We start from the raw sequence: 26,863 nt of genomic DNA on the forward strand, positions 1-26,863 counted from the left end.
ACACCCTGGATAGGATGTGTTGTCCGTTTTTTTCAAACATATTAGCCAGCGACTACGTCGATTATAGTAGCAATAACAAAAATAGCTGAGAATGCTACGAAAGCGACTACAAAGCCGATTCCTGAATCGATTAAATCATTACGTTTGGACTGTACATCATGTTCAAACTCATTCATTGCTACACCTCCTGATTCCATTATAGTATAGATGATTCCATGGTAAAAATCCATAGCAATCAACTTTTTAAACATGTCCGGCTGGAACTGACACAATTTGTCCATACAGTCGTTTTGCTATACTGTATAATTGGAATGTATTTAATTTGATTCAGCAATTTTTTTGTACTGAAAGCGAAGCGTCAGATATAGAAGTTCCCCCTATTATAAGCAGTGGGATGAATGGTAAAACGCTTATACATCGATGGTGGGCAAGTTTCTTACTGATTAGGGGAACCCAGACTAAATTCGCCGGGTCCTGCGGGCACAAGTGCAATTAAAAATTTGGACGAAATTGCGCTGAGGCGTAATCGATTTGGAAGAGGTGAATAATGTGGCAAATGCAATATGGAAAAAAATAGCTGCTGGGGAAATCGATCCGGTCTACTTATTGACTGGTCTCGAACAACATCTATTCGACTCCACAATTACACGGCTGAAAAAAGCATTACCTGACATTGATGCTGCATCAGTCATTCGGTTTGATTTGGATGAGACACCTGTAGAAGCAGTCATTGAAGAGGCGGATACACTACCATTCCTTGAAGATCGAAAATTAATTATAGCTGGAAACGCATCATTTTTAAAAGCATCAGATAAAACCAGAGAGAAAGTGACACATAATTTGGAGCTGTTGGAAGCTTGGCTGGCAAATCCTTCACCAACGGCAACGGTTGTATTTATAGCACCATATGAAAAACTGGATGCACGAAAACGGATTACCAAAATAATAAAAGAACATGCGACTGTCATAGAATCAAAACGACTGCAAGGGAAGGATCTGTTCACGTGGATACAGCAGGAAGCGGGGGCAAATGGATCACGAATTGGACCAACTGAAGCAGAATTTCTCGTGAAAATGGCGGGGGATGACCTGCTTGCTTTGTCATCTGAAATTGGTAAAATGGCTACCTATTTGAATGGTAATGGGGATATTACGGCAGATGTAATTGAGTCGCTCGTACCACGGACTCCAGAAATGGATGTCTTCCGATTAACAGATGCCTACGTTTCTGGAAAAGTGTCGAATACCGTGGCCATCTACCATGACTTATTACGTAACGGTGAAGAGCCAATCATGTTGACTTCACTTATTGCAAGTCAAGTTAGGCTCATGGTCCATGTGGGTTTACTTCAGAAAAAAGGATACCAGCAACATCAAATTGCAAAAACGTTAAGTGTTCATCCGTACCGTGTGAAATTAATGATGGAGAATAGAAGTCTGCCAAGTTCTGAACGTTTGCTATTGATCTTAAGTAAGCTTGCGGCCATTGACTATAAATTGAAATCATCTAGTGGGAAAAGAGAACGAATTCTGGAGTTGTTCTTTATGGAGCCGTTGAGAAAATAAAAAATGACAATAAAAAAAGAAAGGTCGTCCGATAATCGGGCGGCCTTTCTTAGGTTGAAAATTAAAGTGCTTTTTTAGTAAGACGTGCTTTTTGACGTGATGCAGTATTTTTATGGATAAGGCCTTTACGTGCAGCAGTATCCATTTTTTTGATCGCATCTCTTAGTAGGCCAGTAGCGTTCTCGTCTTTAGCGTCAAGAGCAGTTTCAGCTTTACGTACAGCAGTACGCATCGCGTGCTTTGTATTCGAGTTTTGCTCGTTCGCAGCATTGCTTTGTTTTACGCGTTTGATTGCAGATTTAATGTTTGGCATTTCATTCACCTCCAGTTTCAGGTAAAGCAAGAGTGTTTCCACGAAGTTTCGGATATCTCTTTCACAACAAGCATTATTTTATCAAATCAAGCGCCAGATTGCAAGAACAAATGCGCAAGCATCTGTTCAGCCCCATCAAGTACTGGACGTGAAATCCTTATGTTAGAAAATATCTACAAGTCGAGATTTTTATTAATTCCCCAGCAACTAGAAATTTAAAGAAGTGGTGGCGTAGTTCGTAGCGTTCTGTCGGCCCTGAGCATAGAGCTGCTGGACACAGGATAATTAATCAAAGAACAAAGAATATTTCTGAGTCACATCGCACAAACTTAAAGGTGAGGTGATTGTATGGAGAAGTATGATTTTTATCGAACGGATCTTCTAGATGAGAGTGAAGAAGTAGTCCGTCACCGGACGGCGGATGACAAAAATAAGTTGAAAGAATCAGATGGGGTTTTGTTTGGCGAAAAAAGATTAGGTCGGGTCATTGTGACTTCTGTAAAAGTCGATGCGCAAGGTGAGGAAAAGATCGGGAAGAAGCAGGGAACTTATATTACGCTGACAGTTCCGGCACTTACAGCGGATGATCGAGAAGGGCTTGCTGATATGTCGCGTGTGTTAATCGAAAAACTGGATGAAATCCTTGTGGATATTACCACGCTCAAAACGGGAAAGATTCTTTTAATAGGTCTTGGCAATCGTGACATCACGCCCGATGCTGTGGGCCCACTGACGATGGACAGGTTGCGAGATATTGTGCCTGGCTATTATTCCGAAGAGGGCAGCGAAGTATTCGTCTATGCGCCTGGTGTGACGATTCAAACGGGTTTGGAAACATCGGACTTTGTAAAAGCTCTTGTTACTGAAATAAAACCCGACTTACTTATCGTCATCGACGCACTTGCGGCAAGAGATAGTTCAAGGCTTTGCCGAACGATTCAATTGACGGATACGGGTATCCATCCAGGATCTGGTGTTGGCAATAGCCGTAAAGAGATTTCAAAAGAAGTACTTGGAATACCTGTAATCGCAATCGGAATTCCGACTGTCGTTGACGGTCCTGTTCTAATAGCGGATGCCATCAATTCCATGTTTGGTTATATTGCTTCAAAAATAGAGGAGAAGGACAGTCCTTCATCAAGACTTTCCGTTACGCCGTGGCTGCACACTGAAAATAAGGATGCTGACCGAGCTAATCTGCTACCAATCTTTGGTGATTGGGCGACGTGGCCGCACGAAGACCGTATCCAGTTGTTTGAAGAAGTGTTGACGAACCATGAATTACGGACATTTGTCTCTCCGAAAGAGATTGATTCATGGGTTTCACTTTATGCGGAATCACTTGCCGATTCATTGACGAACTGGATTTCGACTATAAAAAACAGTCATTAACTCGTGTTCCAACGCATATAGTTGGAACACGGAGGGATGCCATTTGAAAAAAACACTGCAAATATGGGGCACACTTATCTTATTTCTCTTCCTGTTTCCAATGATTATCACAACATTTCCGAAGGGACAGTCGGCGAAATCTTCTAATCTCGTGAAAGAGTCTACTTACATGGTATACGCCGCAAATATTTTGGAAGAGGAAACAGAAACAGAAAAAGAGCCAGAACCAGAACCAGAACCAGAGTCGGAGCTAATGCCAATACAAGCATCAGAGGCAGAAGGGAAAGCGTTACTCTATTTCACCCATTACCACGAAGCCTTTAAACCTGTGACACAGGCGAAAGAAGGAAAAATCACTGTATCCCACCAAACTGAAAACATTACAAAATTTGGTGAGAAATTAAAAACGCAACTACAATTCAACGGAATTGAAACGGATATGATAGCTGTAGAGGTGCCCCATACCGGTGCCTATAATGCAATCCGACCACATGTCAAGAAGAAAATACAGGAAAAAAAGTATGATTTGATAATCGATCTTCACAGGGATTCGGCTGGTCCGGATATAACAACAATTGCGTTCAATGATGAACAATATGCGAAAGTGGCATTTGTTATAGGCATGGAACATTCGAACTTTGAGCGTAATCGAGCAAATGCTGTGCTACTGAAGAATGAAATGGAACTGCTTGTACCGGGGATAACACGAAACCTAGTCATGAAGCACGGGCCAGGTGTTGATGGAAAGTATAATCAGGACCTTGATCCGTCTCTTCTTGTCGTGGAACTAGGAGGAATCGGCAACACTGAAGATCAACTAAATCGAACAATTGCTGTCTTAGCGAAGGCGGCTACAACTGTCATTGAAAATTCTAATCGTGCCGAATATTGAAGTATGCGCGGTTCACTGCTATAATTCATATAGCTAAAATAGGAGTGAACTGACTATGAATCATGAACAGAGAGCAGCACGTCAAAAGAATATCCGGAACTTTTCCATCATCGCTCATATCGATCACGGGAAATCAACATTGGCGGATCGTATTCTAGAACAAACCCAAACGTTAACAGCAAGAGAAATGAAGACACAAACGTTGGATTCGATGGATCTTGAAAGAGAACGCGGAATCACAATCAAATTGAATGCGGTGCAGTTGACGTATGCAGCTAAAGACGGGCAGGAATACACATTCCACCTGATCGATACGCCAGGACACGTCGACTTTACATACGAAGTGTCTCGAAGCCTTGCAGCTTGTGAAGGTGCAATCCTTGTTGTCGATGCGGCGCAAGGAATTGAAGCACAAACACTGGCAAACGTTTACTTGGCAATTGATAATGAGCTTGAAATTTTACCGGTTATCAATAAAATTGATTTACCCGCAGCAGATCCGGAACGTGTGAGAAAAGAAATTGAAGATGTTATTGGGCTGGACGCTTCAGAAGCAGTCCTTGCATCGGCAAAAGCAGGTATCGGAATCGTAGATATTTTGGAACAGATTGTAGAAAAGGTTCCAGCTCCACTGGGGGATCCGGATGCTCCGCTCCAAGCGCTTATTTTTGACTCGCATTATGACCCATACAAAGGGGTTATTGTTAATATTCGAATTATGCAAGGTACGGTTAAGCCAGGCGATAAGATTCACATGATGGCGACTGGTAAAGATTTCGAGGTACTTGAAACAGGTGTCTTCACACCAAAAATATCACCCCGAGATGAATTGACTGTCGGAGACGTTGGCTATTTATCCGCTTCGATTAAGAATGTTGGAGATACACGAGTTGGGGACACGATTACAAGCGTGAAAAACCCTGCAAGCGAACCGCTAGCTGGTTATCGCCGGATGAATCCGATGGTGTTCTGTGGACTATATCCAATTGATACATCAAAATATAATGAACTGCGTGATGCACTTGAGAAATTAGAATTGAATGACTCAGCACTTGAATTCGAAGCAGAAACATCACAAGCACTTGGTTTCGGTTACCGTTGTGGATTCCTTGGTCTCTTGCATATGGAGATTATTCAGGAACGGATTGAACGAGAATTCAATGTAGACTTGATCACAACAGCACCGAGTGTTATTTATAATGTCGTACTTACAGATGGTTCTGAAATGAAAGTGGACAACCCTGCAATGATGCCGGATGCACAAAAAGTCGATTATGTTGAAGAACCATATGTAAAAGCATCTATTATGGTGCCTAACGAATATGTCGGTTCTGTTATGGAACTGTGCCAGCATAAACGGGGGAACTTCATGACAATGGACTACCTGGATTCAACACGTGTCAATATCATTTATGAACTGCCACTTGCAGAAATCGTCTATGACTTCTTTGACCAATTGAAATCTGGTACGAAAGGGTATGCATCACTTGACTATGAACTGATTGGCTACAAACAATCGAAACTCGTCAAAATGGACATTCTCCTAAACGGCGAGCACGTCGATGCATTCAGTTTTATCGTCCACAAAGACTTCTCATATGATCGCGGAAAAGCGATTGTTGAAAAGTTACGTAAACTAATCCCAAGACAACAGTTTGAAGTGCCTGTACAGGCAGCTATCGGACAAAAGATTGTCGCACGTTCAACAATCAAGTCAATGGGTAAAAACGTTCTTGCTAAATGTTACGGCGGAGATATCTCCCGTAAACGTAAACTTCTTGATAAACAAAAAGAAGGTAAAAAACGTATGAAACAAGTAGGATCGGTTGAAGTGCCTCAAGAAGCATTTATGGCTGTCTTGAAGATGGACGAGGATTAATCGTTGTAGGTATCGTGTTATCGGTTTTGTGAAACTAGTGAAAATGGTCGTTTGCCATCCCCTTGCCATCCTTTGAAAAAGCGGGATGGCAAGTTATTCAATATCACGTATGGCTTGTTCGAAAATATCAACTGACGCATTTTGCATCTTCTGCGTTAAGTGTGAGTAGGTATCAATCGTGATAGCAGACCTACTGTGACCAAGACGCGCTTGGATGTCTTTCACCTTTGCGCCGTTCTCCATGAGCATCGTGGCATGAATGTGGGGTAGCGAATGGAAGTTGAATTCAATTCCAAGTTTTTCTTGCATTTTTTGTGTATTATATTTAATAACAGACGGCGTGACGATGCTTCCACATTCCTTCACGCATACATGATTTGATTCAGTATAGTGAGCACCGTATTTTAGCTTATTCTTTATAAGCCAAATGCGGTGCTTTTTTAATATATACACTAAGGTTTGACCAATATGAATTTCTCTTTCTGAGGAAGCAGCCTTTGTTGGATCTAAAACCCAAACACCTTCTTTGTTAATCATTGCCTGTTCAATCCTTAGCGTACCTCTATCAGAATTTTTTTGGGGATTTCACAACTGGAAAATTAGTTTCTTCGCGATTGAAAATATGGACATCATGAGTGATATACGCTATTTAGAAGGCGGCAAAGGAATAATGGAAGGAAGTTCCTTGAAGAGAAAGACATCACTACTTAAACGATGACTGAGGACGACAATGGTAAGTAGATCCTCGTGAACAATGATACTGATGAAGTACAAAAGCAAGAAAACCACGGCCGAAATACTTAAAAGTCGTGAAATAAAAAACTCACTTTCTAAGCTGTAACTTAGAAAGTGAGCAAAAAGTGGGGGTAACCCAATACTATATGTCACCACTATATCCTAAATGACTGGATTTTAGTAGTGGGTGCTGTTTCCATAGAAAAGTAGTACCCCGTAACAAATGGTATTAACTCCTGGACTGTTGACTTATAAAGGGAAGGTACTGCTAATTCCTTACAGGGAAGGGAAACGAAATTTGGTAATCAGCTCAAAACTCAACAGTCGTCTCCTCCGTTGTTTAAGAAACATGCGCCAACAATAATCAAAAGAATAAACAGAACAATTAGTAAGGCGAATCCTGAACCGAACCCTGAACGATTTTCAGGTCCGCAACCGTATCCGTAACCTGCATAACCCATAAAGTACACCTCCTAAAACGAATTAATTCATTCTATGCCGGTAATTATCGATTGTCTGGTTCATTTGTTTAGTAAAAAAATATTCTTTATTCGCTGTAGGCACGATGAGCGAGTGTGAGAGAGAGCGCGCATGTGTACTTACAGCTCTTAAATAGTATATTCAAATATATTAAGAATGCTGGGGATTCAACTCAGAAAGAAATAAAAATAGTAGGACCAAAATAAGTGCCACTCACTGCAGGATAACGAGATTCATGTACCAACGGAAGAGTGAATCCATATGCCATCCATTCCAAAAAGAAAACAGCGCAGACAATAATCAGCTTCATTGCGGCAAGCTCTTCTGAACTCACTAGCTGAACTTGAGTCATTGAAAAAAGAGTTATGTGAAAATTGTAAGGGTGTCGGAAGTAATAATAAAAGCACGCTCTATATATGCGGCTGCGGGGCGGTTGATTACACGTGTGAAATCGGTCAGGAGTTATTGAATTCAATAATTGAATGTTCTGAAGCAGAAGTGGAAAAAGTGAAAAAGGTGGCGAGGAAAGACCCTGCTGAAATTACTGAAGAAGCGGTAAACGAAATGAGGGAAGCGGTATGAAGTATGCAGCGATTGCGAAGGAGATAGGTGTGATTTTGCAGCCACTCACTAATTGTCGTCAAAACTGGGATTTGCAAAAGTAAGGGAGCAGCACCAGGAGTGGAATCATCATTCCAAAATCTCGTTTTTATCCGGTCTTGTATCCCATTTGTGGTTTAGCAATCTCCACAAATTACGAAAAAGGAATGTCAGGTAAAATAGCTAGAGAAGGTGCTTTAAAAGATCATGTATACGACGTAGCGCCATCTATGACTCGCAATGACACAATTGTAGGCTTTTCACGTATCCATTGATGACAAGCAAGCTGTACAAGCCATTCCTTTTACACGTAGTATTTATCATGCAAGGGATGGTAAGGGCAAAGTCAATCGAGCATCCATCAGAATTGAAATATATTACAGCGAAAGTGGTGAACAGAAGTATTTAGCTGCAGAAGAAAATACTGTTGAATACGTCGCTCAAGTCTTGAAGCTATACGGATGGGGAATTGATCGTGTGAAATGGCATCGTGATTGGAGTGGCAAGAAATACCTACATAGGATCAACGGCGAGTAAGGTACTCAGACTGTTGAAGCCGTATTGCTAAGTTGTTGACCGAACTTAATAACCCGAAACCGCCGAATTTATTGAAAAATAGCAACGAAAAGTCTGAAGTAGTAGAAATAGAGGGGATATTAACTTCTATAAATATTCCTAATAATAAATTCGGATCAACTTCCGATGAACATAGGAAAATAATTAATAATTATTTGGAAGAAGAACATTCGACAAAAAATAAGTTGATATCTTTTACCCAGAAAAAAGCATCTCTCGCGAGGGGCTTTTTTGTTTGTCGAATTAAAGAGGTATTCGTATGGATAAGGACGAATATAGAACGTTGTTCTGTTCTTGTTCAACAAGTACAATTGGATTCTGGGAGGTAAATAATATTTACTTAGGAGGAAAAATGAATAAAACACTAATCCAATTCGAAAAAACCATTGATGACATTTCGAAATTAAAAGATATACAAGAATCCCAGCTACTTGAACCTATTAGTAAGAAAAAATGGTCGATTAGAGAAATTGTAGGGCATTTATATTATTGGGATAAGTATAATTTGGAAATAATGGTTCCGAAAATGAAAAATGGAGCAACCTTGCCGGAATATCCAAACCATGACCAACACAATGCGGAAGCAATATCATTTCTAAGTGGCCAATCAGTAAAATCTATTATAAGTGCTTTCGTTGTAACACGAAAAGAACTTATCGAAAGTATCTCAAAAGAAGAGGGTAATGTTAGATTTACAATTGGAAAAGGCAAACGACAGTTCACAGTAGAATGTTTTATAAAAATTTTTTTAAAACATGATATTCACCACGTACAACAAATAAATGAAAAATTAAATAATTAGACTGTTTCCTAATCTAAACCTTGTTGCACCAAAGGGTGATTTAGTCGGACAACGGGGGATCGTCCATTGACGGTCTTTTTATTTGTCCAGTTGTCTGTGGAAGAGTTAAATAAGAACTGCCCGGAGATTTGATTATGGATAGGTCGCTTTTTTGTATGTCGAAATAGAGAGGTATTCATATTTATAAGATTGAATAGGGAACAAAGCTCAGTTCTTCTTTAATTGACGGGGCAGTTAATTCAATAAATGTTATATTTAATAGTGATGGTTAATTATTCGAAAGGAGAATTAATTATGATACATATTATAAAAGCCAAACCTAATCATGTTGAGGGAATATCAAAAGTTTGTAGTGATGGTTATTGGGCGACATACAGCGAAACACATTCTGAAATGTACATCAAAGGAATAATTAAAGAGTTTTATAATCATGAAAGAATACTAAAAGAGGTTTTAGAAACCAGTAAGGAATGGGGAGGATATTTTGTTGCAATAGAAGGGAACAAAGTGATTGAGGCGGGTGGAGGTGGTATGATTGAGGATACCTCTGGAGAAGTTTTTGTATTGTATCTAAATCCTGCTAGACGTAACGAAGGTATTGGCACAATGATATTAGATGCTATTACCAAACAACAAAAAGAAGAGCTTAATGCAACGGAACAATGGGTTTCCGTTGCGAAGGAAAATCAAAAAGGAATTCCTTTCTATGAGGCAAAAGGATTTATTTTTAATCATGAATTTGATGGACATGGAATTGTTGATGGAGAAAGATATACTTCATTGAGATATTGCCGAAATATTTAATGTTTTTTTAAAACAAACTTCTTTTTCTTATTTAATTAAAGGGAGAATTAGGGGATGACGACTTTCGTGAACCGGAGTTGTATAAACCTGTTGTGTATTGCGTATACAAACCCGTTCAAGGATCAAATAGATGGTTTTATGGTTTGATCTCATGTAGCCAAACCTTCTCCTCCTTCACCAAACTTGCCCATTGGTTGAAGGAGGAAAGTGTACTTTTATATGAAAGTAAAATACTTTGTATGGTTAAGTAGAGATATTAAGTAGGAGGAATCTTAGTGAAAAAAACAGCTGTTTTATTGTATCCACAGTTCAGTGAGTATGAACTAACTGTAGCCTTATCTATATTAATGCAAGGAAAAAAACAAGTTATTACGGTTGGATTAAACAAACAACCTATAAAAGGTGAGTCAGGGTTATCTTGTGTAGCTGACGCTACAGTTGATGAAATTAATTTCGAAGAAATAGATAGCCTCTTATTACCAGGTTGTATGGATATTATGTCGCTATATGAAGAAGAAAGAATAGTTGATTTCATTAAACAAGTAGTTACTAAAGAAACGGTGATTGCAAGTATATCTAGCTCTCCATTCTTATTAGCAAAAGCGGGTGTTTTAGGAGATAAAAAATATACTGTAGGGATTATAAAAGAAAACATGGAAAAATCCGGTGTATTTAACCTGGAGAATTATTCAGAACAGATTGTAGTACAGGATGGTAACATAATTACAGCTAGAGGAAGAGGATTTGTTAGATTTGGAGAATATTTAGGGAAAGCGTTAAACCTGGAATTTGATAAAAGATGGTATTCGGAATAATGTAATAAAATTGAAATTAATGAAAAAATATCACTATAGCACTAGTTTTAGGTGAAGTTGTTCCATTTGACACACAATTAGGATTTGGGATTTTAATGCTTTATAGGATTATACCGCCATCGTTGAAATCAGCTTTTAACTTGGATAGTGATAATTGGATTACGCAACATCAGGCCGAGTCAAGTAAGTCTAGGGCATTAGGAGCAATAAATGAGCTGTGCTCTGAAAACGGAATCACTAAAGATGAAGTTAATAATTTTAGAATCGTTTAAATAAATTTATCTGAAAAAGCAGCTCTCACGAGGTGTTTTTTATTTACTTGCAATACGAACGTATATTCTGTATCGTGGGTAAAAAGGAGATGAAGGTTGCATGCCGATTGCGAAGGACAGAGTAGAAGTTGACTAGGATCTGATTAGAGAGTACTTGAATGGAAAAATGGACGAGGCTAATCGCGAGGTTTTGGGATATCAATGAAATGTCAAAACGGTTGTGTATGGGCAGAACATTCCTAGAAGAAGAATTTCTACACGATCCACGAATGAAATTTCTACAACGTCAAAAGGAAAGCGATTTTGGTTCTACGAGCCATCGTTGAAAGTAATTAAGTTCAATACAAACAAGCAATGGACTTTATCTTCTGAAAATATATATAGAATTGGAGAGATTTTATTTTGACATATTTTGAAACAGCTGCAGAGTCACGTAAAGTATTCGATGAACAATTTGAAAAAGGCTTTTCACCGTTGCAGGCTCGTCATGAACAAGCTGGTATTTTTAAATCACGTTTAAACGAAACGGGATTTTTTGCTTTGACCCTACAACGTATCGGTCATCAATTAATTTTCCTAACAGCTTTATACGAAAAAACTACTGATAAGGGAACAAAATCCGGGGTCCTTCAAGAGATTGAAGCCATTATTAATGGTGAAACTGTCTCTGGTGTAGGATCACATGTTGGGACTAAGTCTTATACTTTCATTACTCTAGCGCCTACTATCACTGGCTATACTAAAAACACAAGCGGTGTTACGGGTTCGAAAGAAATAGTCAATGGAGTATCTACAAGCAATAAGTACTTTTCAACTCCGACGGTTTCAGATGGTATTATTGAACCGACGTTAGATAACTACTCAAAAGATCTTGGTTATATTGATGGTGGATTTGAAACAGATCCGGGATTTGGTCTTATTTTAGTGGGATATACGAACATCTTAGCTAATTTAACTTTACTATCATCCCTAGACCCTACAGTCCGAACTCATGTAGAAGAAGGGGCAAAAATTATGTTCCAAAAGCTCGCAATTTATTATGCTCAAAACCCTAAATTTACCGAGAAAAATCAAGCTACTTCTGACTTTGATTTTACACATACAACTATCGCTCGTTTAGCAGAGAACTACGGTTCTTCTGACTTACAAATCTTCGATATTGGTATTGCTACAGATCTTTCTACAACTGATGGTTTCAAAGCAGCAACTGGTGTACTAAACACAATCTACACGCACATTGCTTCATTGGCTTATTATTTAGCAGTTGGACTAGGAAAATCAAAGTCACAACTCAAGACTATTGAAACATCTGAACTGTTAAGTGGAATTTCTACAAACTCACCATTGCGTACTGGTCAATTAAATCAATACTTCGAACAATTCCCTGACTACCTTAACAAAATCGGAAATCCAACAACTTTCAGCTCGATCATCGGTTTTGCTCTTGGGGTTGGTGGTGTAAGTCAAACGTTCGCTCTTATTTCTTCTCAAATATCTGAGGCTCGTCTTACTGAACTTGGTGTATCTTCTGTTTCTCAGTTGAACGCTTCAAGTACTACCGATGGGAATACTTATTACTCTCAAGATCATATGAGAGGCTACTTAGGCTCAAATGGTTACGATTCATACGTGTCTATGGCATTAGTATGGCTGTCACATGCATCTGGAACCGAAACTGTAACTGATCGATATGCTACTGCACCTCAATTAAGTGGGACTGCTATCACAGTTGCCAAACAGCTTGGTCATGAGTACCGTCGAAAGCTAAGTAACACAACACTTAACAATCCTATCGCAATGCATCATGCATCTAAGTCTGATGATGGTTTAGCATTAACAGCTTATCTTGGTCAGTTCCAAAACTACATTAAGAATGCAAGTGCAACAGAAACTAATGGACTTTATCCAACATTCGTTGATTTTGTCGATAGAGTTAATTTAGATAATCTAGAGCCAACTGGTTTCTTATACTCATTTGCATCTAATGGTGATGCTGATTTATTCAAAGAAATCAATGATCGTGTAATTGCAACTGGTGAATTCAACAACTTACATAACACACCTGCTAATATTTCTGCAGTTCGAGGTTATATCCGGATTTCTCCTAAAACTTCTCATCGAGGTATTCATGGTTTAGCTGGATTACTAGAAAGAGGACTCACATCAAATTGCTAAGAGTGTTTATTGCGGATACCTTATTTGACACAGGCTATTGAATGGAAAGGTGGTCCGCTAAGCTGAGTGATATTAATGAGGTAGGGAAATCCTTGAAAGATACAAAACCTAGCTGGTTTGATATTGATTAATAAATGGGACCTTTATGAGAATGAAAGAATTGCAGATTAGTTCCCAAGGGGTACTGAATATTGATACAACGGAACTATCGGAATTGTAATCAGTGGCAGTAAGGCCGAGGTGGCAGAGAATCCTCCACATGCTAATAAGACGCATAAAGAGAAAGGTGACTCCGTGTTGATTGGGATGAGGGGGGATTTTGAAAGATGATGTATACCAATCTGCAATTTAGTACAGATTCTTGCAACTGAGGAGGAAAAGACTGTAGAAATTAATCAAACGAGATGATTGAAAAGGTCTTCCTGATGCTTATGCATGCTAGTTAGACAAGAAGAGTACCAGGGCAAGAGGTAAGTCAAAAGAACAGATGGTTGGTAAGGAAGGGGCTGAATTGATGCGATGTATCTGTACTAATAAAAATTGTATAATGAAAGTAAAGATGGCGATATGTGTAACCTATAATCATTGTATTTAACTATAGGTCGCCGGAGTGGGAGGAAAACAAGTGGTTATTTTAAAATCAATGAATCAACAGGAATTTCAGCAGTATATTAGTAGTGCAATTGATGACTATGCAAAAGACAAGGTCGCTTCTGGAAATTGGAAGGAAGATGAGGCGATTGATTTATCTAAGCAGTCATTTGATGATCTATTGCCAAAAGATGAGAAATCCGAATTTAATTACTTATTCTCTATCTTTAACGCCGAACAGATTGTCGGAATGATTTGGCTCGCACAAAAATCACCTACAAATAAGGATGAAGGTTTTATCTATGATTTTAATATTTTTGAGCAATATCAAGGATTGGGATACGGTAAGGAAGCAATGCGAGAACTTGAATGTATTGCAAAGGATTTAGGAATGAAAAAGATTGGACTTCATGTTTTTGGTCATAACAAAACTGCGCGAGGATTATACGAAAAGTTGGGCTACGAAATTACGAATATAACGATGGAAAAGTTAATTTAAAGTTGTTATATAGCGTATAAAGGGACCTCCATAGTCATTCAAAGAAAAAGAGACCCATCCACAGATTCAATAGTGGATGGGTCTCTTTTTCTTGAGTCAAGACACAGTCACCTTTTTAGTGGTATTCACATAGTTCACTTTTCTCTAACAAAATAAATAAGAGTTGGAAATAAAAAAACTCGTTTGCACTAGATGGTTCGTCCAATCATTACGCGTACTCGTCCATATAATACGTAGAAGGCTGGCCAGCTTTAAAGAACAACAAAGGGGGGATAGAAAATGTGTTTTGAAAATCGAAATCGAAATCGGCGGGTAGAGTTGATTTGTGAATGTCGTGAAGTAAGGTCTGATCGTGATAATAAACATCATTGTGACCGTAATCGTGACCGTGACCGCGACGATAAGTTGAAATGTCACTGTAAAGAATCTCGTCGCAGACGTTGTAATTTTGGCTGGTAAACGTAGTAGAGATTAAAAGATGAAATAAAGAAAATCCTGATGCGAACAAGAATTTTCAAGCAAAAGGTGACCATTCCATACGGAACGGTCACCTTTTGCGTTTGTTTTTTACTAAAGAAATACACTTTATGCAATTTATAACGTTATATGCTTTGGCTTCTTCCAAAATAGTGCAATAATCGTACCGATTGCTAATACGATTGCGGCAAAATAGTATGGGTAGTTTAAGTCGATGTCAAATAACACACCTCCGATGATCGGGCCAAAGATATTGCCAATACTGGTGAAGGTTGAGTTCATACCGCCAATAAAGCCTTGTTCATTGCCCGCAATTTTAGATAAATAGGATGTAATAGCTGGGCGTATTAAATCGAATCCAACAAACAGGAAGAATGTTGTCAGTAATATTGTGAAGTACGAGCTCACGAAGGTCATCAATAGGACGAGAATCGCTGATACAGCTAAGCTGTAGCGAATAAGATTAATTTCGCCTATGCTTTTTGATAAGCGATCGAAGAGCAATAGTTGCGCAAGAGCACCGACAATTCCGCTACCCGTGATGACGATGGCGATATCTTTTGGCGTGAAGCCGAATTTATGGTCGACGAATAAGCTGAAAAATGATTCAAACGCTGCAAGGCCAAACGACAAAACGAAAATTAAAATGAAAGCAATAGCGTACATTGGGATGAAGAGCCGACGAAACCCTGTTTTTTGTCCTGGGATAGGCGCATCTTCAGCCACGCGTTCGGGTTCTGTTAATAAAATAAGTGAAAGAATCGCAGCAACCGCTCCGAGTACACCGGCCGAATAGAATGGTACACGTGTACCAATTTCAGCTAAAAATCCACCAATCCCAGGTCCGATAATAAAGCCAGTGCTAATAGCAGCGGACATATAGCCAATTGCCTTTGGTCTTGTGGCGTTCGTTGTAATATCTGCGATAAAGGCTGTTACAGCAGGCATAATGAATGCCGCACTGACCCCGCCGAGCATGCGCGAGATAAATAGTACCTCAACGGATTTACCAAACCCGAATAAAAACTCCGAGAAACCAAATACAAACAGGCCAAGCACGATCATAATTTTGCGACCGTATTTGTCAGCCCATCGCCCGGCAAACGGTGAGACGATAAGTTGTGTAATCGCAAATGCCGCCATCATGTAGCCAACGACCGTCCCGTTAATGTTTAACTCATTCATGATCGTAGGAAGAACGGGAATAACGAGCCCGATACCAAGAAAGGCAATAAATAAATTCAGTAATAAGATAGTTAATGTGACTTTTTGATTTTTCATAAACAAAACTCCTCTACATTTAAGTTGCTATAAACCACTTCTTTCGATTGATTTTATAACGATTACAATTGGTATCTATATATGTTGAAGTGATGGGTAGTCGTGTACGGGATTTAAGCTTTGTGTGACACATCATAATGCTGTATGATACAAGTTAGTACATCCAATTAGCAAGAAGTATTTATTGCTATCTTGGAGATGGACGAGGATTAATAAATGAAGAAGGGGGCGACGAGCCCTCTTCTTTTCCATGTATAGACTCTAAGGCGTAGGAATTCGGGGTCATAAGCCCTGAACAAGGCGTTAACTAAAGGAAGGAAGTGACGGTATGAGGGGTATGTATATCCACATTCCGTTTTGCCACCAAATTTGTCATTACTGTGATTTTAATAAAGTGTTTTTCAAAAATCAGCCTGTCGATGAATATATCGAATCAATGGGTCAGGAACTGGCGATCATGCGGCAGGAAGGTATTTCATTCAAAGAAGTGGAAACGGTATTCTTAGGAGGCGGCACACCAACTTCGCTGTCTGAAAAACAGCTTGAACGGTTGCTTGAAATAATCCATGAATATGTAGATGTCAGTTCATTGAAAGAGTTTTCGACGGAAGCAAATCCGGACGAGCTAACATTCGGCAAATTGATTGTCCTGAAAAATGGCGGCGTGGATCGATTGAGCATCGGTGTTCAGTCATTCGACGCAGACTTATTGACAAAAATCGGTAGGACGCACGGTCCAGACGACGCTGCACGTGTTGTAGGAGAAGCGAGAAAAGCCGGATTTGATAATATAAGTATCGACCTAATTTACGGGTTGCCGGGGCAAACAATCGCGCAATGGCAGGATACTCTTGATAAAGCACTTGCCCTCGATCTACCCCATTATTCAGGGTACTCGTTGATTGTCGAGCCAAAAACAGTCTTTTATAATTTGATGAATAAAGGCAAATTGCCACTCCCAGGCGAAGACATGGAAACGGAAATGTTCACGATGTTAATCGAACAGATGGAGCGTAAAGGACGCAAACGTTACGAAATTAGTAATTTTGCAATTCCAGGTCACGAATCAATCCATAATCTCATCTATTGGGAAAATGCTACGTACGCTGGTGTTGGTGCAGGCGCACATGGTTATGTAGATGGCACCCGATATTCCAATATCGGACCAATTGCGAAATATATGGAGAAAACAGCATTGGGCGAACGACCCGTCCAACAGACACATGTAGTTACTGCAATCGAAGCAATGGAGGAGGAAATGTTTCTTGGCCTACGCAAATCAAATGGTGTATCCATCTCTTTATTCCAAGAGAAGTTCGGACGGTCACTTGAAGAGGTTTACGGGGAAACGTTACACTCGCTTATTAAAGATGGACTTGTCGAGCGATTGGATGATGCGGTTAAGTTAACGCACCGTGGTGTTTATAGAGGAAACGATGTATTTCAGCAATTTCTTAAATAATCCAGAGTCAATTCGTTGACACTTCGATCTGCATTTGTTAAATTATCAGTAGTATTAGCACTCGCAGTTATAGAGTGCTAACAGGAGTGATGACTATGTTGACGAACAGACAATTGCTTATATTGCAACTGACGGTTGACGATTTCATCGAATCCGCACAACCTGTCGGATCGAGGCAGCTATCCAAAAAGCCGGAAGCACCATTTAGTCCTGCGACAATACGGAACGAAATGGCTGACCTAGAAGAAATGGGTTATCTTGAAAAGACCCACACTTCATCCGGCAGAATACCATCTGAAAAAGGGTACAGGTTTTATGTAGATAATCTATTAACAAAAGAAAAGTTGAACACGGAAGACAGTATTCACCTGCGTTCGGTTTTTCGGGAAAAAATTGTGGAGACTGAAGAGTTAATACGAAAGTCAGCGACAATTTTGTCTGATTTGACGAATTACACGTCGATTCTCCTCGGCCCCGATACATCGCTACATGCAGTGAAGCGTTTTTCAATCGTTCCACTAGATGAGAAGACAGCTGTCGCTATTATTGTCACGGACAATGGACGTGTTGAGAATAGACTCTTCAATGTACCGGAAGGCTTCACCGCGTCAGATATTGAGAAAATGGTAAACATTCTGAACGAGCGGCTCATTGGTACTCCGCTTGTCCATATTCAGAAGATACTTGCTCAGGAGACGCAAATGGTGCTGGAACGTCATATCCACCATGCAGGCGACTTGTTCGCTTCATTCCAACGGGCGATTTCAATCGAACCGGAAGAACGGCTGTTTTTTGGCGGCAAAATGAATATGATGAAGCAACCCGAATTCAATGATATTCACAAGATGAAAACATTTTTTGAATTAATGGACAAGGGCGCACCAGCAATGACGTTTTTTCAGGAAGGTATGACAGGAATTCATGTCCGCATCGGTTCTGAAAATAATCACAATGCGATGGAAGATTGTAGTGTGATTACAGCGACATATTCGGCCGGCGACAATATGACGGGTTCCATCGCTATCATCGGACCTAAACGGATGGATTATGCAAGAGTTATCACCATGCTTGATTTAATGAGCAGTGATTTGTCCAGAGAATTGGCGAGACTGACAATCGGCGGAACAGCAGGGAGGAACGACTAATGACAAATGTAAACGACGAATTTAAAGAGAACGAAGAAGTAGTAATGGAAACGCCCGATAATACAGACGACATCATCGAATCAGGTGAAGATACTGAGGAGATTGAAATCGTTGAAAACGGGGAAGAGACAATTGTGCAAGAACTTACTGAAAAGCTACAAGAAGAAGAGAATAAACGACTTCGACTTCTAGCAGATTATGAAAACTTCAAGAGACGGGCTACGCTTGATAAAGAAGCGCTACAGAAGTATCGTGCACAGAACGTCGTGACGAATTTAATACCAGTTCTTGATAACTTTGCACGGGCACTTACTGTGGAAGCGACAACTGAAGAGGCTCAAACGATGATGACGGGATTAGATATGATTTATCGTACATTCCTTCAAGCCCTTGAAGATGAAGGTCTTGTTGAAATCCAAGCGCTGGATCAGGAGTTCGATCCGAATTTCCATCAAGCAATTATGACGGGTTCAGATGAAGACAAACCAGCAGGCATCGTACTTGAACAAATGCAAGCTGGTTATATGTTGAAAGATCGTGTATTGAGACCAGCAATGGTTAAAGTAAACGAATAAAAAATGTAGCATATATATAGGAGGAATTTGATTATGAGCAAAATTATCGGTATTGACTTAGGGACAACAAACTCAGTAGTAGCAATTTATGAAGGCGGAGAGCCTAAAGTTATTCCAAATCCGGAAGGTAACCGTACAACTCCATCAGTCGTTGCTTTCAAAAACGGCGAACGTCAAGTCGGAGAAGTAGCAAAACGTCAATCAATCACAAACCCAAACACAATCATGTCTGTAAAACGACATATGGGAACAGATTTCAAAGTGAAAGCAGAAGACACTGAATATACACCTCAAGAAGTTTCAGCAATGATTCTTCAGTATTTGAAGGGCTATGCAGAAGAGTATCTCGGAGAAAAAGTAACGAAAGCAGTTATTACAGTCCCTGCTTACTTCAGCGATGCACAGCGCCAAGCAACACAAGATGCTGGTAGAATTGCAGGACTTGAAGTAGAACGTATCATCAACGAGCCAACAGCAGCTGCACTGGCATACGGCCTTGATAAAACGGACGAAGACGAAACTATTCTTGTTTATGACCTTGGTGGCGGTACGTTCGACGTATCAATCCTAGAACTTGGCGACGGTGTATTCCAAGTTAAATCGACGGCGGGCGATAACAAGCTTGGCGGAGACGATTTTGACGATGTTATCATCGACTTCCTTGTTCAAGAATTCAAAAAAGACAATGGCGTTGACTTATCGAAAGATAAAATGGCGATGCAACGTTTGAAAGATGCTGCTGAAAAAGCGAAAAAAGACCTTTCAGGCGTAACAACTTCACAAATCTCATTGCCTTTCATTACAGCAGGAGATGCAGGTCCACTTCACCTTGAAGTTTCACTTTCACGTGCGAAATTCGATGAATTGACTGCTCACCTTGTTGAACGTTCAATGGTACCAACTCGTCAGGCCATGAAAGATGCTGGTCTTACTGCATCTGAGATTGACAAAGTAATTCTTGTTGGTGGATCGACTCGTATTCCTTCAGTTCAAGAAGCAATCAAGAAAGAAACGGGTAAAGAGCCATATAAAGGTGTTAACCCGGATGAAGTAGTTGCACTTGGTGCAGCTGTTCAAGGATCAATCTTAAGCGGAGACGTTACAGACGTTGTACTTCTAGACGTAACACCTCTATCACTTGGTATTGAAACAATGGGTAACGTGTTCACTAAACTAATCGAACGTAATACGACAATCCCGACTAGCAAATCACAAGTATTCTCAACAGCGGCTGATAGCCAGCCAGCGGTTGATATTCACGTATTGCAAGGGGAGCGTCCAATGTCCGCGGACAACAAAACGCTTGGTCGTTTCCAATTGACGGACATTCCGCCAGCACCACGTGGCGTTCCACAAATCGAAGTAACATTCGATATTGATAAAAATGGTATTGTTACTGTTAAAGCGAAAGATCTTGGAACACAAAAAGAACATAATATTACAATTCAAGCAAGCTCAGGTCTAACTGACGAAGAAATCGAACGTATGGTGAAAGATGCTGAAGCAAATGCTGAAGCGGACCAAAAGCGTAAAGAAGAAGCGGACTTGAAAAATGAAGCGGACCAACTTGTATTCATGGCTGAAAAGACATTGAAAGATCTTGAAGGAAAAGTTTCAGAAGAAGAAGTGAAAAGTGTCGAAGAAGCAAAAGAAGAGTTGAAAACTGCGCTCGAAGCTGCTGACTTTGACGAAATTCGTACTAAAAAAGAAAAATTGGATGAAATTGTCCAACAGATGACTATGAAGTTGTATGAACAAGCTGCAGCTGAATCTGCTGAAGGCGCTGAAAACGCAGGCGAACCTAAAGACGACGATATAGTCGACGCAGATTTTGAAGATGTAATCGACGAGAAAAAGTAAATAAGAATGATCGTTGACGGAAAAGTCAAAGTCCGATATTCCGGCTTTGGCTTTTCCGATTTTTATTGTGCGTTCAATACTTCAGTACCTAGCTTCAGTCTAGTCTTTAATGGCAAAGAATGCCTTTAAATTCAAGCCTTCTAGCGCTTTTTTAGGCTGAACAGGCGCTTACGCTTTTCAGTTTTTAATGATACAATAGATGATATTCAAAGTATTTCGGGAGAGTGAAGTAATGAGTAAAAGAGATTATTATGACGTGCTTGGTATAACAAAATCGGCATCAAAAGATGAGATTAGGAAAGCATATCGTTCGCTTTCAAAAAAATATCATCCAGACTTGAACAAAGCAGATGATGCAGTTGATAAGTTTAAAGAAGTGACCGAAGCATATGAAGTGCTGAGCGACGATTCGAAAAAAGCGAATTACGACCAATTCGGACATACGGATCCGAATCAAGGATTTGGTGGTTTTGGTGGCGGAGGCAGCGGAGCTGATGGATTCGGCTTCGATGATATATTCAGTTCGTTTTTCGGTGGAAATACACGACGACGTGATCCAAATGCACCTAGAAAAGGCGACGATCTACAGTATTCGATGAACATTGATTTCATGGAAGCTGTTTTCGGTAAGGAAACGGAAGTTGAAATACCGAAAGAAGAAGACTGTGATACTTGTGATGGGTCAGGCGCTAAAAAAGGGACTAAACCTAAGACGTGTACACATTGTGGCGGCTCGGGTCAAATCAGCGTTACGCAAAACACGCCACTTGGCCAAATGGTTAATCGTCGAGCGTGTCAGCATTGTCAAGGAACTGGAAAAATAATTCCTGAGAAATGTTCGACTTGTCACGGAGCAGGTAAAGTGACGAAAAGGAAGAAGATTAAAGTAACGATTCCTGAGGGGGTCGATGATGGACAACAGCTTCGGGTATCTGGACAGGGAGAACCTGGTCATAAAGGTGGACCTGCGGGCGACTTATATATCGTATTCCGCGTCAGGGCTCATGAGAAATTTATCCGTGAAGACGACGACATCTATTTGGAACTCAACCTTTCCTTCCCGCAAGCTTCACTCGGTGATGAGATTGAAGTGCCAACTGTACAAGGCAATGTGAATTTGAAAATCCCAGCAGGCACGCAAACAGGAACACGATTCCGCCTAAAAGGTAAAGGTGTTAAAAACGTTCATGGCCGCGGTATTGGAGATCAGCATGTTGTTGTGAAAGTGTTGACGCCTAAAAAGATGACAGAAAAACAGAAAGAACTGATGCGTGAATTTGCGGCAATTAGCGGCGATTCGCTTGACGAGTATTCAAGTTCACTGTTCGATAAAATCAAACGTTCAATTAAAGGCGACTGAAAGGGATGAATTCATTTGAAGTGGTCGGAAATTTCTATTCATACGACGCATGAAGCAACTGAAGCAGTAGCGAATATTTTACACGAAGCAGGTGCAAGTGGAGTCGTTATCGAAGATTCAGCAGATCCAAGTCGAATCCACGAAGACCGGTTCGGTGAAATATGGGCACTCGACAAGAACGATTTCCCAGTAGATGGCGTTATCTTAAAAGCCTATTTACCAGTCACTACTTTTCTTATTGAAACGGTGAAAGATATCGACCAATCTATCAAAGGTTTATCGGAATTCGGAATAGACGCAGGGGAAAATGCCATTCAGACAAATGAAGTCGATGAAGAAGATTGGGCAACTGCCTGGAAAAAATACTATCATCCTGTCAAAATTTCTGGACGCTTTACAATTGTACCGACATGGGAAGAATATGAACCTGTTGAATCAGATGAATTGATTATTGAACTTGATCCTGGCATGGCGTTTGGAACGGGCACACATCCTACAACGGTAATGTGTTTACAAGCGCTTGAGAAATACGTCAAGCCGGGAGACACAGTTGTTGACGTGGGAACAGGTTCAGGCGTGTTATCTATCGGGGCAGCACTTCTAGGTGCTTCACATGTCCACGCACTTGATTTGGACCAGGTTGCAGTTGTAGCTGCAAAAGAAAACATTGAGCTGAATCATGTTGAAGAAACAGTGGAAGTGAAGCACGGCAATCTTCTGGATTCTGTAAAAGAGCCGGCTGAAATCATCATCGCGAATATCCTTGCAGAAGTTATCATTTCCTTTTCGCAAGATGCGTATTCAATTTTACCGGAAAATGGCTTGTTTATTGTTTCGGGAATCATTGGACAAAAACGTGATCTAGTAAAAGACGACCTAATCAGCAAAGGATTTGAGATTGTCGAATCTGTACTTATGGAAGACTGGGTTGCTATCATCGCTCAAAAAAGGAGCGTGTAACGATTTGCAACGCTATTTTCTGCAATCTCCTTTTGATGAAGATGGAAATGCAATAATTACTGGTGATGACGCTAAACATATCGCGCGTGTTATGCGAATGACCGTTGATGATGACGTCATCGCTGTTACTAATGGCGAAGCCTTCGTCTCCCAAATTACAGAGCTTTTACCTGATGGCATCGTAATCCGTCGCAAAGGAGAACCTCTTCAGTCAAACGAAATGCCTGTTAAAGTAACGGTAGCTTGTGGTCTCCCGAAAGGTGACAAACTCGATTTAATCGTTCAAAAAGGAACGGAACTCGGCATGGCAGGGATTTTTCCGTTTCAAGCCGAGAGATCTATTGTAAAATGGGATGACAAAAAAGGTGACAAAAAAGTTGAACGGCTTCGCAAAATTGCCAAAGAAGCTGCTGAGCAATGTCATCGCACAGTTATCCCGGAAGTGCGAAATCCATTTTCTGTTAAGCAGTTAATCGCTGAATCAGAGAACTTTGATGTCCTTCTAGTTGCTGATGAAGAAGACGCGAAAAGTGGGGATCCACATAAAATTTCGGACCGTTTAAAAAGTGTATTACCTGGTCAAACAGTACTTGCTGTATTTGGTCCTGAAGGCGGATTGTCTAGGACAGAAGCCGAAACACTACGTTCGGCAGGTTTTTTACCGATAGCGTTAGGTCCGCGAATACTGCGGACGGAAACGGCTCCATTGTATTTATTGTCCGCAATGTCATACGAATTTGAATGAAAGTGGTGAGCAGTTGTGTCTTCGGTCGCATTCCATACGTTGGGCTGCAAAGTGAATCATTACGAAACCGAGGCAATCTGGCAACTTTTTAAAGAAGCCGGTTATGTCCGCGGGGATTTCGAAAAAAATTCTGATGTTTATGTCATTAATACATGTACAGTGACGAATACCGGTGATAAAAAAAGCCGGCAAGTCATCCGTCGTGCTGTTCGGAAAAATCCGGACGCTGTAATTTGCGTAACAGGTTGTTATGCACAAACGTCTCCTGCGGAAATTATGGCGATTCCGGGAGTAGATATCGTTGTTGGAACACAAGATCGGACAAAGCTCCTCGGACTCATTGATGAATTCCGTACGGAGCGTCAGCCAATCAATGCAGTCCGCAATATCATGAAAAACAGGATTTATGAAGAACTCGACGTACCTACATTTTCGGATCGTACACGTGCATCGCTCAAAATCCAAGAAGGGTGCAATAACTTCTGTACGTTCTGTATCATTCCTTGGGCGCGTGGACTAATGCGTTCACGTGATCCACAAGAAGTCATTCGACAAGCGCAACAGCTTGTTGATGCGGGTTACCTTGAAATTGTATTAACCGGTATACATACGGGCGGTTACGGTGAAGATTTGAAAGATTACAATCTTGCTCGTCTTCTTCGGGACCTTGAAACACAAGTCAAAGGACTGAAACGCCTTCGCATTAGTTCGATTGAAGCGAGTCAGCTGACGGATGAAGTAATTGATGTTCTTCGAGATTCAACAACTATCGTCCGCCACCTGCACATTCCGATTCAGTCCGGTTCAGACACGGTGCTGAAGCGTATGCGCCGGAAATATACAATGGCGTTTTTCGCAGAACGTCTAGACAGACTTCGTGAAGCGTTGCCGCACCTAGCAATCACTTCGGACGTCATCGTCGGTTTCCCAGGTGAGACAGAAGAAGAGTTCATGGAAACGTACAATTTTATTCGTGATCACAGATTTTCCGAACTTCACGTTTTTCCTTATTCAAAACGAACTGGTACTCCTGCCGCTAGAATGGAAGATCAGGTTCCGGAAGAAGTGAAAAACGAGCGTGTTCACCGTTTAATTGAATTGAATGATCAGCTAGCGAAACAATATGCATCTACTTTTGAAGATGAAGTACTTGAAGTCATCCCAGAAGAGAAGTATAAACTTGAACCGGAAAGTGGTCTGTATGAAGGCTATTCAGATAACTATTTGAAAGTTGTTTTCGCTGCCGATGAATCAATGGTAGGGAAAATTGTTCGTGTGAAAATTGCACAAGCAGGTTATCCATATAACGAAGGGCAATTTGTCCGCATTATGGAGGAAGAAATACAACTTGTTTAAGGTTTCCATAAAAGCTGTTCCTACTTTATTTTGAGTAGAAACAGCTTTTTTCGTGCAGAAATGAATTGTTCTTGATATGATGTGAGAAGTACGGACAACTCGAGGAGGTATTCATTTGAATACAAATTTTGCAACTTACATTGATCATACATTATTGAAAGCTGACGCAAAGAACAATGAAATCGTAACATTATGTGAAGAAGCTCGAAAATACACGTTTGCATCTGTTTGTGTAAACCCTACATGGGTGAAAACAGCAGCTGCTGCGCTAGAAGGATCACCTGTTAAAGTGTGTACAGTTATTGGTTTCCCTCTAGGAGCTTCAACTTCCGAAGTAAAAGCGTTTGAAACTAGGGACGCAATTACAAACGGTGCTAATGAAATTGATATGGTTATCAATATTGGCGCACTTCGTGGCGGTGATGATGAAACTGTGAAAAAAGAAATCGAAGCGGTAGTTAATGCTGCAAAAGGAAAAGCAATTGTTAAAGTCATCATTGAAACGTCCCTTTTAACGGATAAGGAAAAAAGGAAAGCATGTGAACTTTCTGTCCTTGCGGGTGCTGATTTCGTGAAAACATCGACAGGCTTTTCAACAGGCGGTGCGACTGAAGATGATGTGAAGTTAATGAGAGCTGTTGTCGGACCTGAAATGGGTGTTAAAGCTTCAGGTGGTGTCCGGAATTTAGAGGATATGAAGAAAATGATTGACGCAGGAGCTACAAGAATTGGTGCCAGTTCAGGCGTTCAGATTATGCAGGGTCTTGAATCACAATCTGATTATTAATTTAAAAGTTTTATATTGACCTATAGTTAAATCCGCGGTATAATTTATGAGTACATGGCACTTGGTCATGTTCTAGAAGTGTGTTTGGAGGGAGGGACAAGAGATATGTCGAAAACTGTTGTTCGTAAAAACGAATCGCTTGAAGATGCTCTTCGCCGCTTCAAACGTACTGTATCCAAAAGTGGAACAATACAAGAGGTAAGAAAGCGTGAGTTTTATGATAAGCCGAGTGAAAAACGTAAAAAGAAATCTGAAGCTGCAAGGAAACGTAAATTCTGATTTCCTGTGGTGATGAGTTCGACCTTGTTTTGAAATTAAAATTTGGTAAACCGGAAAATCCTTTATGGGTTTTCCGGTTTATTTGTATATGAGATAAAACAAAAAAATTAAGGGAAAGTGAAACTTCTGAGCATTTGGAACGTATATAGAGATATAATAGAATCTATAGAGAGAGGTGAAAAATA

The 26,863-nt window shown here is 40.3% G+C and carries 25 protein-coding genes; 20 read left to right on the forward strand and 5 right to left on the reverse strand.

Going from position 1 to position 26,863, the window contains the following annotated elements; translation table 11 throughout:
• Positions 1–41 precede the first annotated feature (41 nt).
• A complete protein-coding gene (locus tag AZE41_RS22115) occupies positions 42–176 on the reverse strand; it encodes a YqzM family protein (protein ID WP_082786541.1) in 135 nt (44 codons plus the stop codon).
• Positions 177–549: 373 nt separating this feature from the next.
• Between AZE41_RS22115 and holA the strand changes: the two genes are divergently transcribed.
• The gene (gene holA / locus AZE41_RS09075) at positions 550–1,566 is read left to right on the forward strand and encodes a DNA polymerase III subunit delta (protein ID WP_067208314.1); all 1,017 of its coding nucleotides are present in this window, start codon (positions 550–552) and stop codon (positions 1,564–1,566) included.
• 61 nt (positions 1,567–1,627) lie between these two features.
• Here holA and rpsT read toward each other — a convergent pair whose 3' ends face one another.
• Complete coding sequence (gene rpsT, locus AZE41_RS09080; RefSeq protein WP_067208317.1) at positions 1,628–1,879, reverse strand: 30S ribosomal protein S20; 252 nt, start codon at positions 1,877–1,879, stop codon at positions 1,628–1,630.
• Between the two features lie 348 nt (positions 1,880–2,227).
• Here rpsT and gpr point away from each other — a divergent pair, with 348 nt between their 5' ends.
• The 3 genes from gpr to lepA are packed head-to-tail and all read left to right on the forward strand — an operon-like array spanning position 2,228 to position 6,042.
• A complete protein-coding gene (gpr, locus tag AZE41_RS09085) occupies positions 2,228–3,271 on the forward strand; it encodes a GPR endopeptidase (RefSeq protein WP_067208319.1) in 1,044 nt (347 codons plus the stop codon).
• Positions 3,272–3,314: 43 nt separating this feature from the next.
• On the forward strand, positions 3,315–4,163 hold the full coding sequence (spoIIP, locus tag AZE41_RS09090; protein ID WP_067208321.1) for a stage II sporulation protein P: 849 nt from the start codon (positions 3,315–3,317) through the stop codon (positions 4,161–4,163).
• Between the two features lie 55 nt (positions 4,164–4,218).
• Positions 4,219–6,042 (forward strand): translation elongation factor 4, encoded by a 1,824-nt coding sequence (lepA, locus tag AZE41_RS09095; protein WP_067208324.1) that lies wholly within the window; start codon positions 4,219–4,221, stop codon positions 6,040–6,042.
• A gap of 93 nt (positions 6,043–6,135) precedes the next feature.
• Here lepA and AZE41_RS09100 read toward each other — a convergent pair whose 3' ends face one another.
• Both AZE41_RS09100 and AZE41_RS22120 read right to left on the reverse strand, forming a co-directional pair.
• Positions 6,136–6,591 carry a tyrosine-type recombinase/integrase gene (locus AZE41_RS09100; protein WP_257722514.1) on the reverse strand — a complete coding sequence of 152 codons (456 nt, stop codon included), beginning with the start codon at positions 6,589–6,591 and terminating at the stop codon, positions 6,136–6,138.
• 503 nt (positions 6,592–7,094) lie between these two features.
• Complete coding sequence (locus AZE41_RS22120) at positions 7,095–7,238, reverse strand: YjcZ family sporulation protein (protein ID WP_082786542.1); 144 nt, start codon at positions 7,236–7,238, stop codon at positions 7,095–7,097.
• Between the two features lie 889 nt (positions 7,239–8,127).
• Here AZE41_RS22120 and AZE41_RS23645 point away from each other — a divergent pair.
• The 6 genes from AZE41_RS23645 (at position 8,128) to AZE41_RS09135 (ending at position 14,391) form a co-directional block, all read left to right on the forward strand.
• A complete protein-coding gene (locus AZE41_RS23645; protein ID WP_082786543.1) occupies positions 8,128–8,394 on the forward strand; it encodes an N-acetylmuramoyl-L-alanine amidase in 267 nt (88 codons plus the stop codon).
• A 298-nt stretch (positions 8,395–8,692) separates the two neighbouring features.
• Positions 8,693–9,235 (forward strand): DinB family protein, encoded by a 543-nt coding sequence (locus AZE41_RS09110; protein WP_335339519.1) that lies wholly within the window; start codon positions 8,693–8,695, stop codon positions 9,233–9,235.
• Positions 9,236–9,529: 294 nt separating this feature from the next.
• On the forward strand, positions 9,530–10,039 hold the full coding sequence (locus AZE41_RS09115; RefSeq protein WP_067208331.1) for a GNAT family N-acetyltransferase: 510 nt from the start codon (positions 9,530–9,532) through the stop codon (positions 10,037–10,039).
• A gap of 275 nt (positions 10,040–10,314) precedes the next feature.
• Positions 10,315–10,854: a DJ-1/PfpI family protein gene (locus AZE41_RS09120; RefSeq protein WP_067208332.1), complete on the forward strand. Its 540-nt coding sequence runs from the start codon at positions 10,315–10,317 to the stop codon at positions 10,852–10,854.
• A 674-nt stretch (positions 10,855–11,528) separates the two neighbouring features.
• On the forward strand, positions 11,529–13,301 hold the full coding sequence (locus tag AZE41_RS09130) for a hypothetical protein (RefSeq protein WP_067208334.1): 1,773 nt from the start codon (positions 11,529–11,531) through the stop codon (positions 13,299–13,301).
• Between the two features lie 625 nt (positions 13,302–13,926).
• The gene (locus AZE41_RS09135) at positions 13,927–14,391 is read left to right on the forward strand and encodes a GNAT family N-acetyltransferase (RefSeq protein ID WP_067208335.1); all 465 of its coding nucleotides are present in this window, start codon (positions 13,927–13,929) and stop codon (positions 14,389–14,391) included.
• 594 nt (positions 14,392–14,985) lie between these two features.
• On the opposite strand, the gene norA is transcribed toward AZE41_RS09135, so the two are convergent.
• Positions 14,986–16,149, reverse strand: coding sequence for a multidrug efflux MFS transporter NorA (norA, locus tag AZE41_RS09140; RefSeq protein WP_067208338.1), 1,164 nt, complete (start codon positions 16,147–16,149; stop codon positions 14,986–14,988).
• A 328-nt stretch (positions 16,150–16,477) separates the two neighbouring features.
• On the opposite strand from norA, the gene hemW reads away from it, so the two are divergent.
• The 10 genes from hemW (at position 16,478) to rpsU (ending at position 26,678) form a co-directional block, all read left to right on the forward strand.
• Complete coding sequence (gene hemW, locus AZE41_RS09145) at positions 16,478–17,611, forward strand: radical SAM family heme chaperone HemW (RefSeq protein ID WP_067208341.1); 1,134 nt, start codon at positions 16,478–16,480, stop codon at positions 17,609–17,611.
• Between the two features lie 95 nt (positions 17,612–17,706).
• Positions 17,707–18,756: a heat-inducible transcriptional repressor HrcA gene (hrcA, locus tag AZE41_RS09150; protein ID WP_067208344.1), complete on the forward strand. Its 1,050-nt coding sequence runs from the start codon at positions 17,707–17,709 to the stop codon at positions 18,754–18,756.
• Entirely contained in the window at positions 18,756–19,331 is a 576-nt protein-coding gene (gene grpE / locus AZE41_RS09155) for a nucleotide exchange factor GrpE (protein ID WP_067208347.1), read from the forward strand. Before hrcA ends, grpE begins: the two co-directional genes overlap by 1 nt.
• A 33-nt stretch (positions 19,332–19,364) precedes the next feature.
• Positions 19,365–21,191, forward strand: a complete 1,827-nt coding sequence (gene dnaK, locus AZE41_RS09160; RefSeq protein WP_067208349.1) for a molecular chaperone DnaK — start codon at positions 19,365–19,367, stop codon at positions 21,189–21,191.
• A 232-nt stretch (positions 21,192–21,423) separates the two neighbouring features.
• Positions 21,424–22,551 (forward strand): molecular chaperone DnaJ, encoded by a 1,128-nt coding sequence (gene dnaJ, locus AZE41_RS09165; protein WP_067208352.1) that lies wholly within the window; start codon positions 21,424–21,426, stop codon positions 22,549–22,551.
• Between the two features lie 15 nt (positions 22,552–22,566).
• Positions 22,567–23,511, forward strand: a complete 945-nt coding sequence (gene prmA, locus AZE41_RS09170; protein WP_067208356.1) for a 50S ribosomal protein L11 methyltransferase — start codon at positions 22,567–22,569, stop codon at positions 23,509–23,511.
• A gap of 4 nt (positions 23,512–23,515) precedes the next feature.
• Entirely contained in the window at positions 23,516–24,256 is a 741-nt protein-coding gene (locus AZE41_RS09175; protein WP_067208359.1) for a 16S rRNA (uracil(1498)-N(3))-methyltransferase, read from the forward strand.
• 15 nt (positions 24,257–24,271) lie between these two features.
• The gene (gene mtaB / locus AZE41_RS09180; protein WP_067208362.1) at positions 24,272–25,612 is read left to right on the forward strand and encodes a tRNA (N(6)-L-threonylcarbamoyladenosine(37)-C(2))-methylthiotransferase MtaB; all 1,341 of its coding nucleotides are present in this window, start codon (positions 24,272–24,274) and stop codon (positions 25,610–25,612) included.
• 115 nt (positions 25,613–25,727) lie between these two features.
• Positions 25,728–26,399 carry a deoxyribose-phosphate aldolase gene (deoC, locus tag AZE41_RS09185; RefSeq protein WP_067208365.1) on the forward strand — a complete coding sequence of 224 codons (672 nt, stop codon included), beginning with the start codon at positions 25,728–25,730 and terminating at the stop codon, positions 26,397–26,399.
• A gap of 105 nt (positions 26,400–26,504) precedes the next feature.
• Positions 26,505–26,678, forward strand: a complete 174-nt coding sequence (gene rpsU, locus AZE41_RS09190; protein ID WP_067208368.1) for a 30S ribosomal protein S21 — start codon at positions 26,505–26,507, stop codon at positions 26,676–26,678.
• The last annotated feature ends 185 nt before the right edge of the window (positions 26,679–26,863 follow it).

It is taken from the genome of Sporosarcina psychrophila (assembly GCF_001590685.1).
Taxonomy (GTDB): Bacteria; Bacillota; Bacilli; order Bacillales_A; family Planococcaceae; genus Sporosarcina; species Sporosarcina psychrophila.

What these genes read in the sequence shown, in the direction of transcription:
- AZE41_RS22115 (WP_082786541.1), bottom strand. Translation starts at nt 176, where the DNA reads ATGAATGAGTTTGAACATGATGTACAGTCCAAACGTAATGATTTAATC.
- grpE (WP_067208347.1), top strand. Translation starts at nt 18,756, where the DNA reads ATGACAAATGTAAACGACGAATTTAAAGAGAACGAAGAAGTAGTAATG.
- hrcA (WP_067208344.1), top strand. Translation starts at nt 17,707, where the DNA reads ATGTTGACGAACAGACAATTGCTTATATTGCAACTGACGGTTGACGAT.
- AZE41_RS22120 (WP_082786542.1), bottom strand. Translation starts at nt 7,238, where the DNA reads ATGGGTTATGCAGGTTACGGATACGGTTGCGGACCTGAAAATCGTTCA.
- norA (WP_067208338.1), bottom strand. Translation starts at nt 16,149, where the DNA reads ATGAAAAATCAAAAAGTCACATTAACTATCTTATTACTGAATTTATTT.
- hemW (WP_067208341.1), top strand. Translation starts at nt 16,478, where the DNA reads ATGAGGGGTATGTATATCCACATTCCGTTTTGCCACCAAATTTGTCAT.
- gpr (WP_067208319.1), top strand. Translation starts at nt 2,228, where the DNA reads ATGGAGAAGTATGATTTTTATCGAACGGATCTTCTAGATGAGAGTGAA.
- dnaK (WP_067208349.1), top strand. Translation starts at nt 19,365, where the DNA reads ATGAGCAAAATTATCGGTATTGACTTAGGGACAACAAACTCAGTAGTA.
- AZE41_RS09115 (WP_067208331.1), top strand. Translation starts at nt 9,530, where the DNA reads ATGATACATATTATAAAAGCCAAACCTAATCATGTTGAGGGAATATCA.
- rpsT (WP_067208317.1), bottom strand. Translation starts at nt 1,879, where the DNA reads ATGCCAAACATTAAATCTGCAATCAAACGCGTAAAACAAAGCAATGCT.
- dnaJ (WP_067208352.1), top strand. Translation starts at nt 21,424, where the DNA reads ATGAGTAAAAGAGATTATTATGACGTGCTTGGTATAACAAAATCGGCA.
- lepA (WP_067208324.1), top strand. Translation starts at nt 4,219, where the DNA reads ATGAATCATGAACAGAGAGCAGCACGTCAAAAGAATATCCGGAACTTT.
- AZE41_RS09110 (WP_335339519.1), top strand. Translation starts at nt 8,693, where the DNA reads ATGGATAAGGACGAATATAGAACGTTGTTCTGTTCTTGTTCAACAAGT.
- rpsU (WP_067208368.1), top strand. Translation starts at nt 26,505, where the DNA reads ATGTCGAAAACTGTTGTTCGTAAAAACGAATCGCTTGAAGATGCTCTT.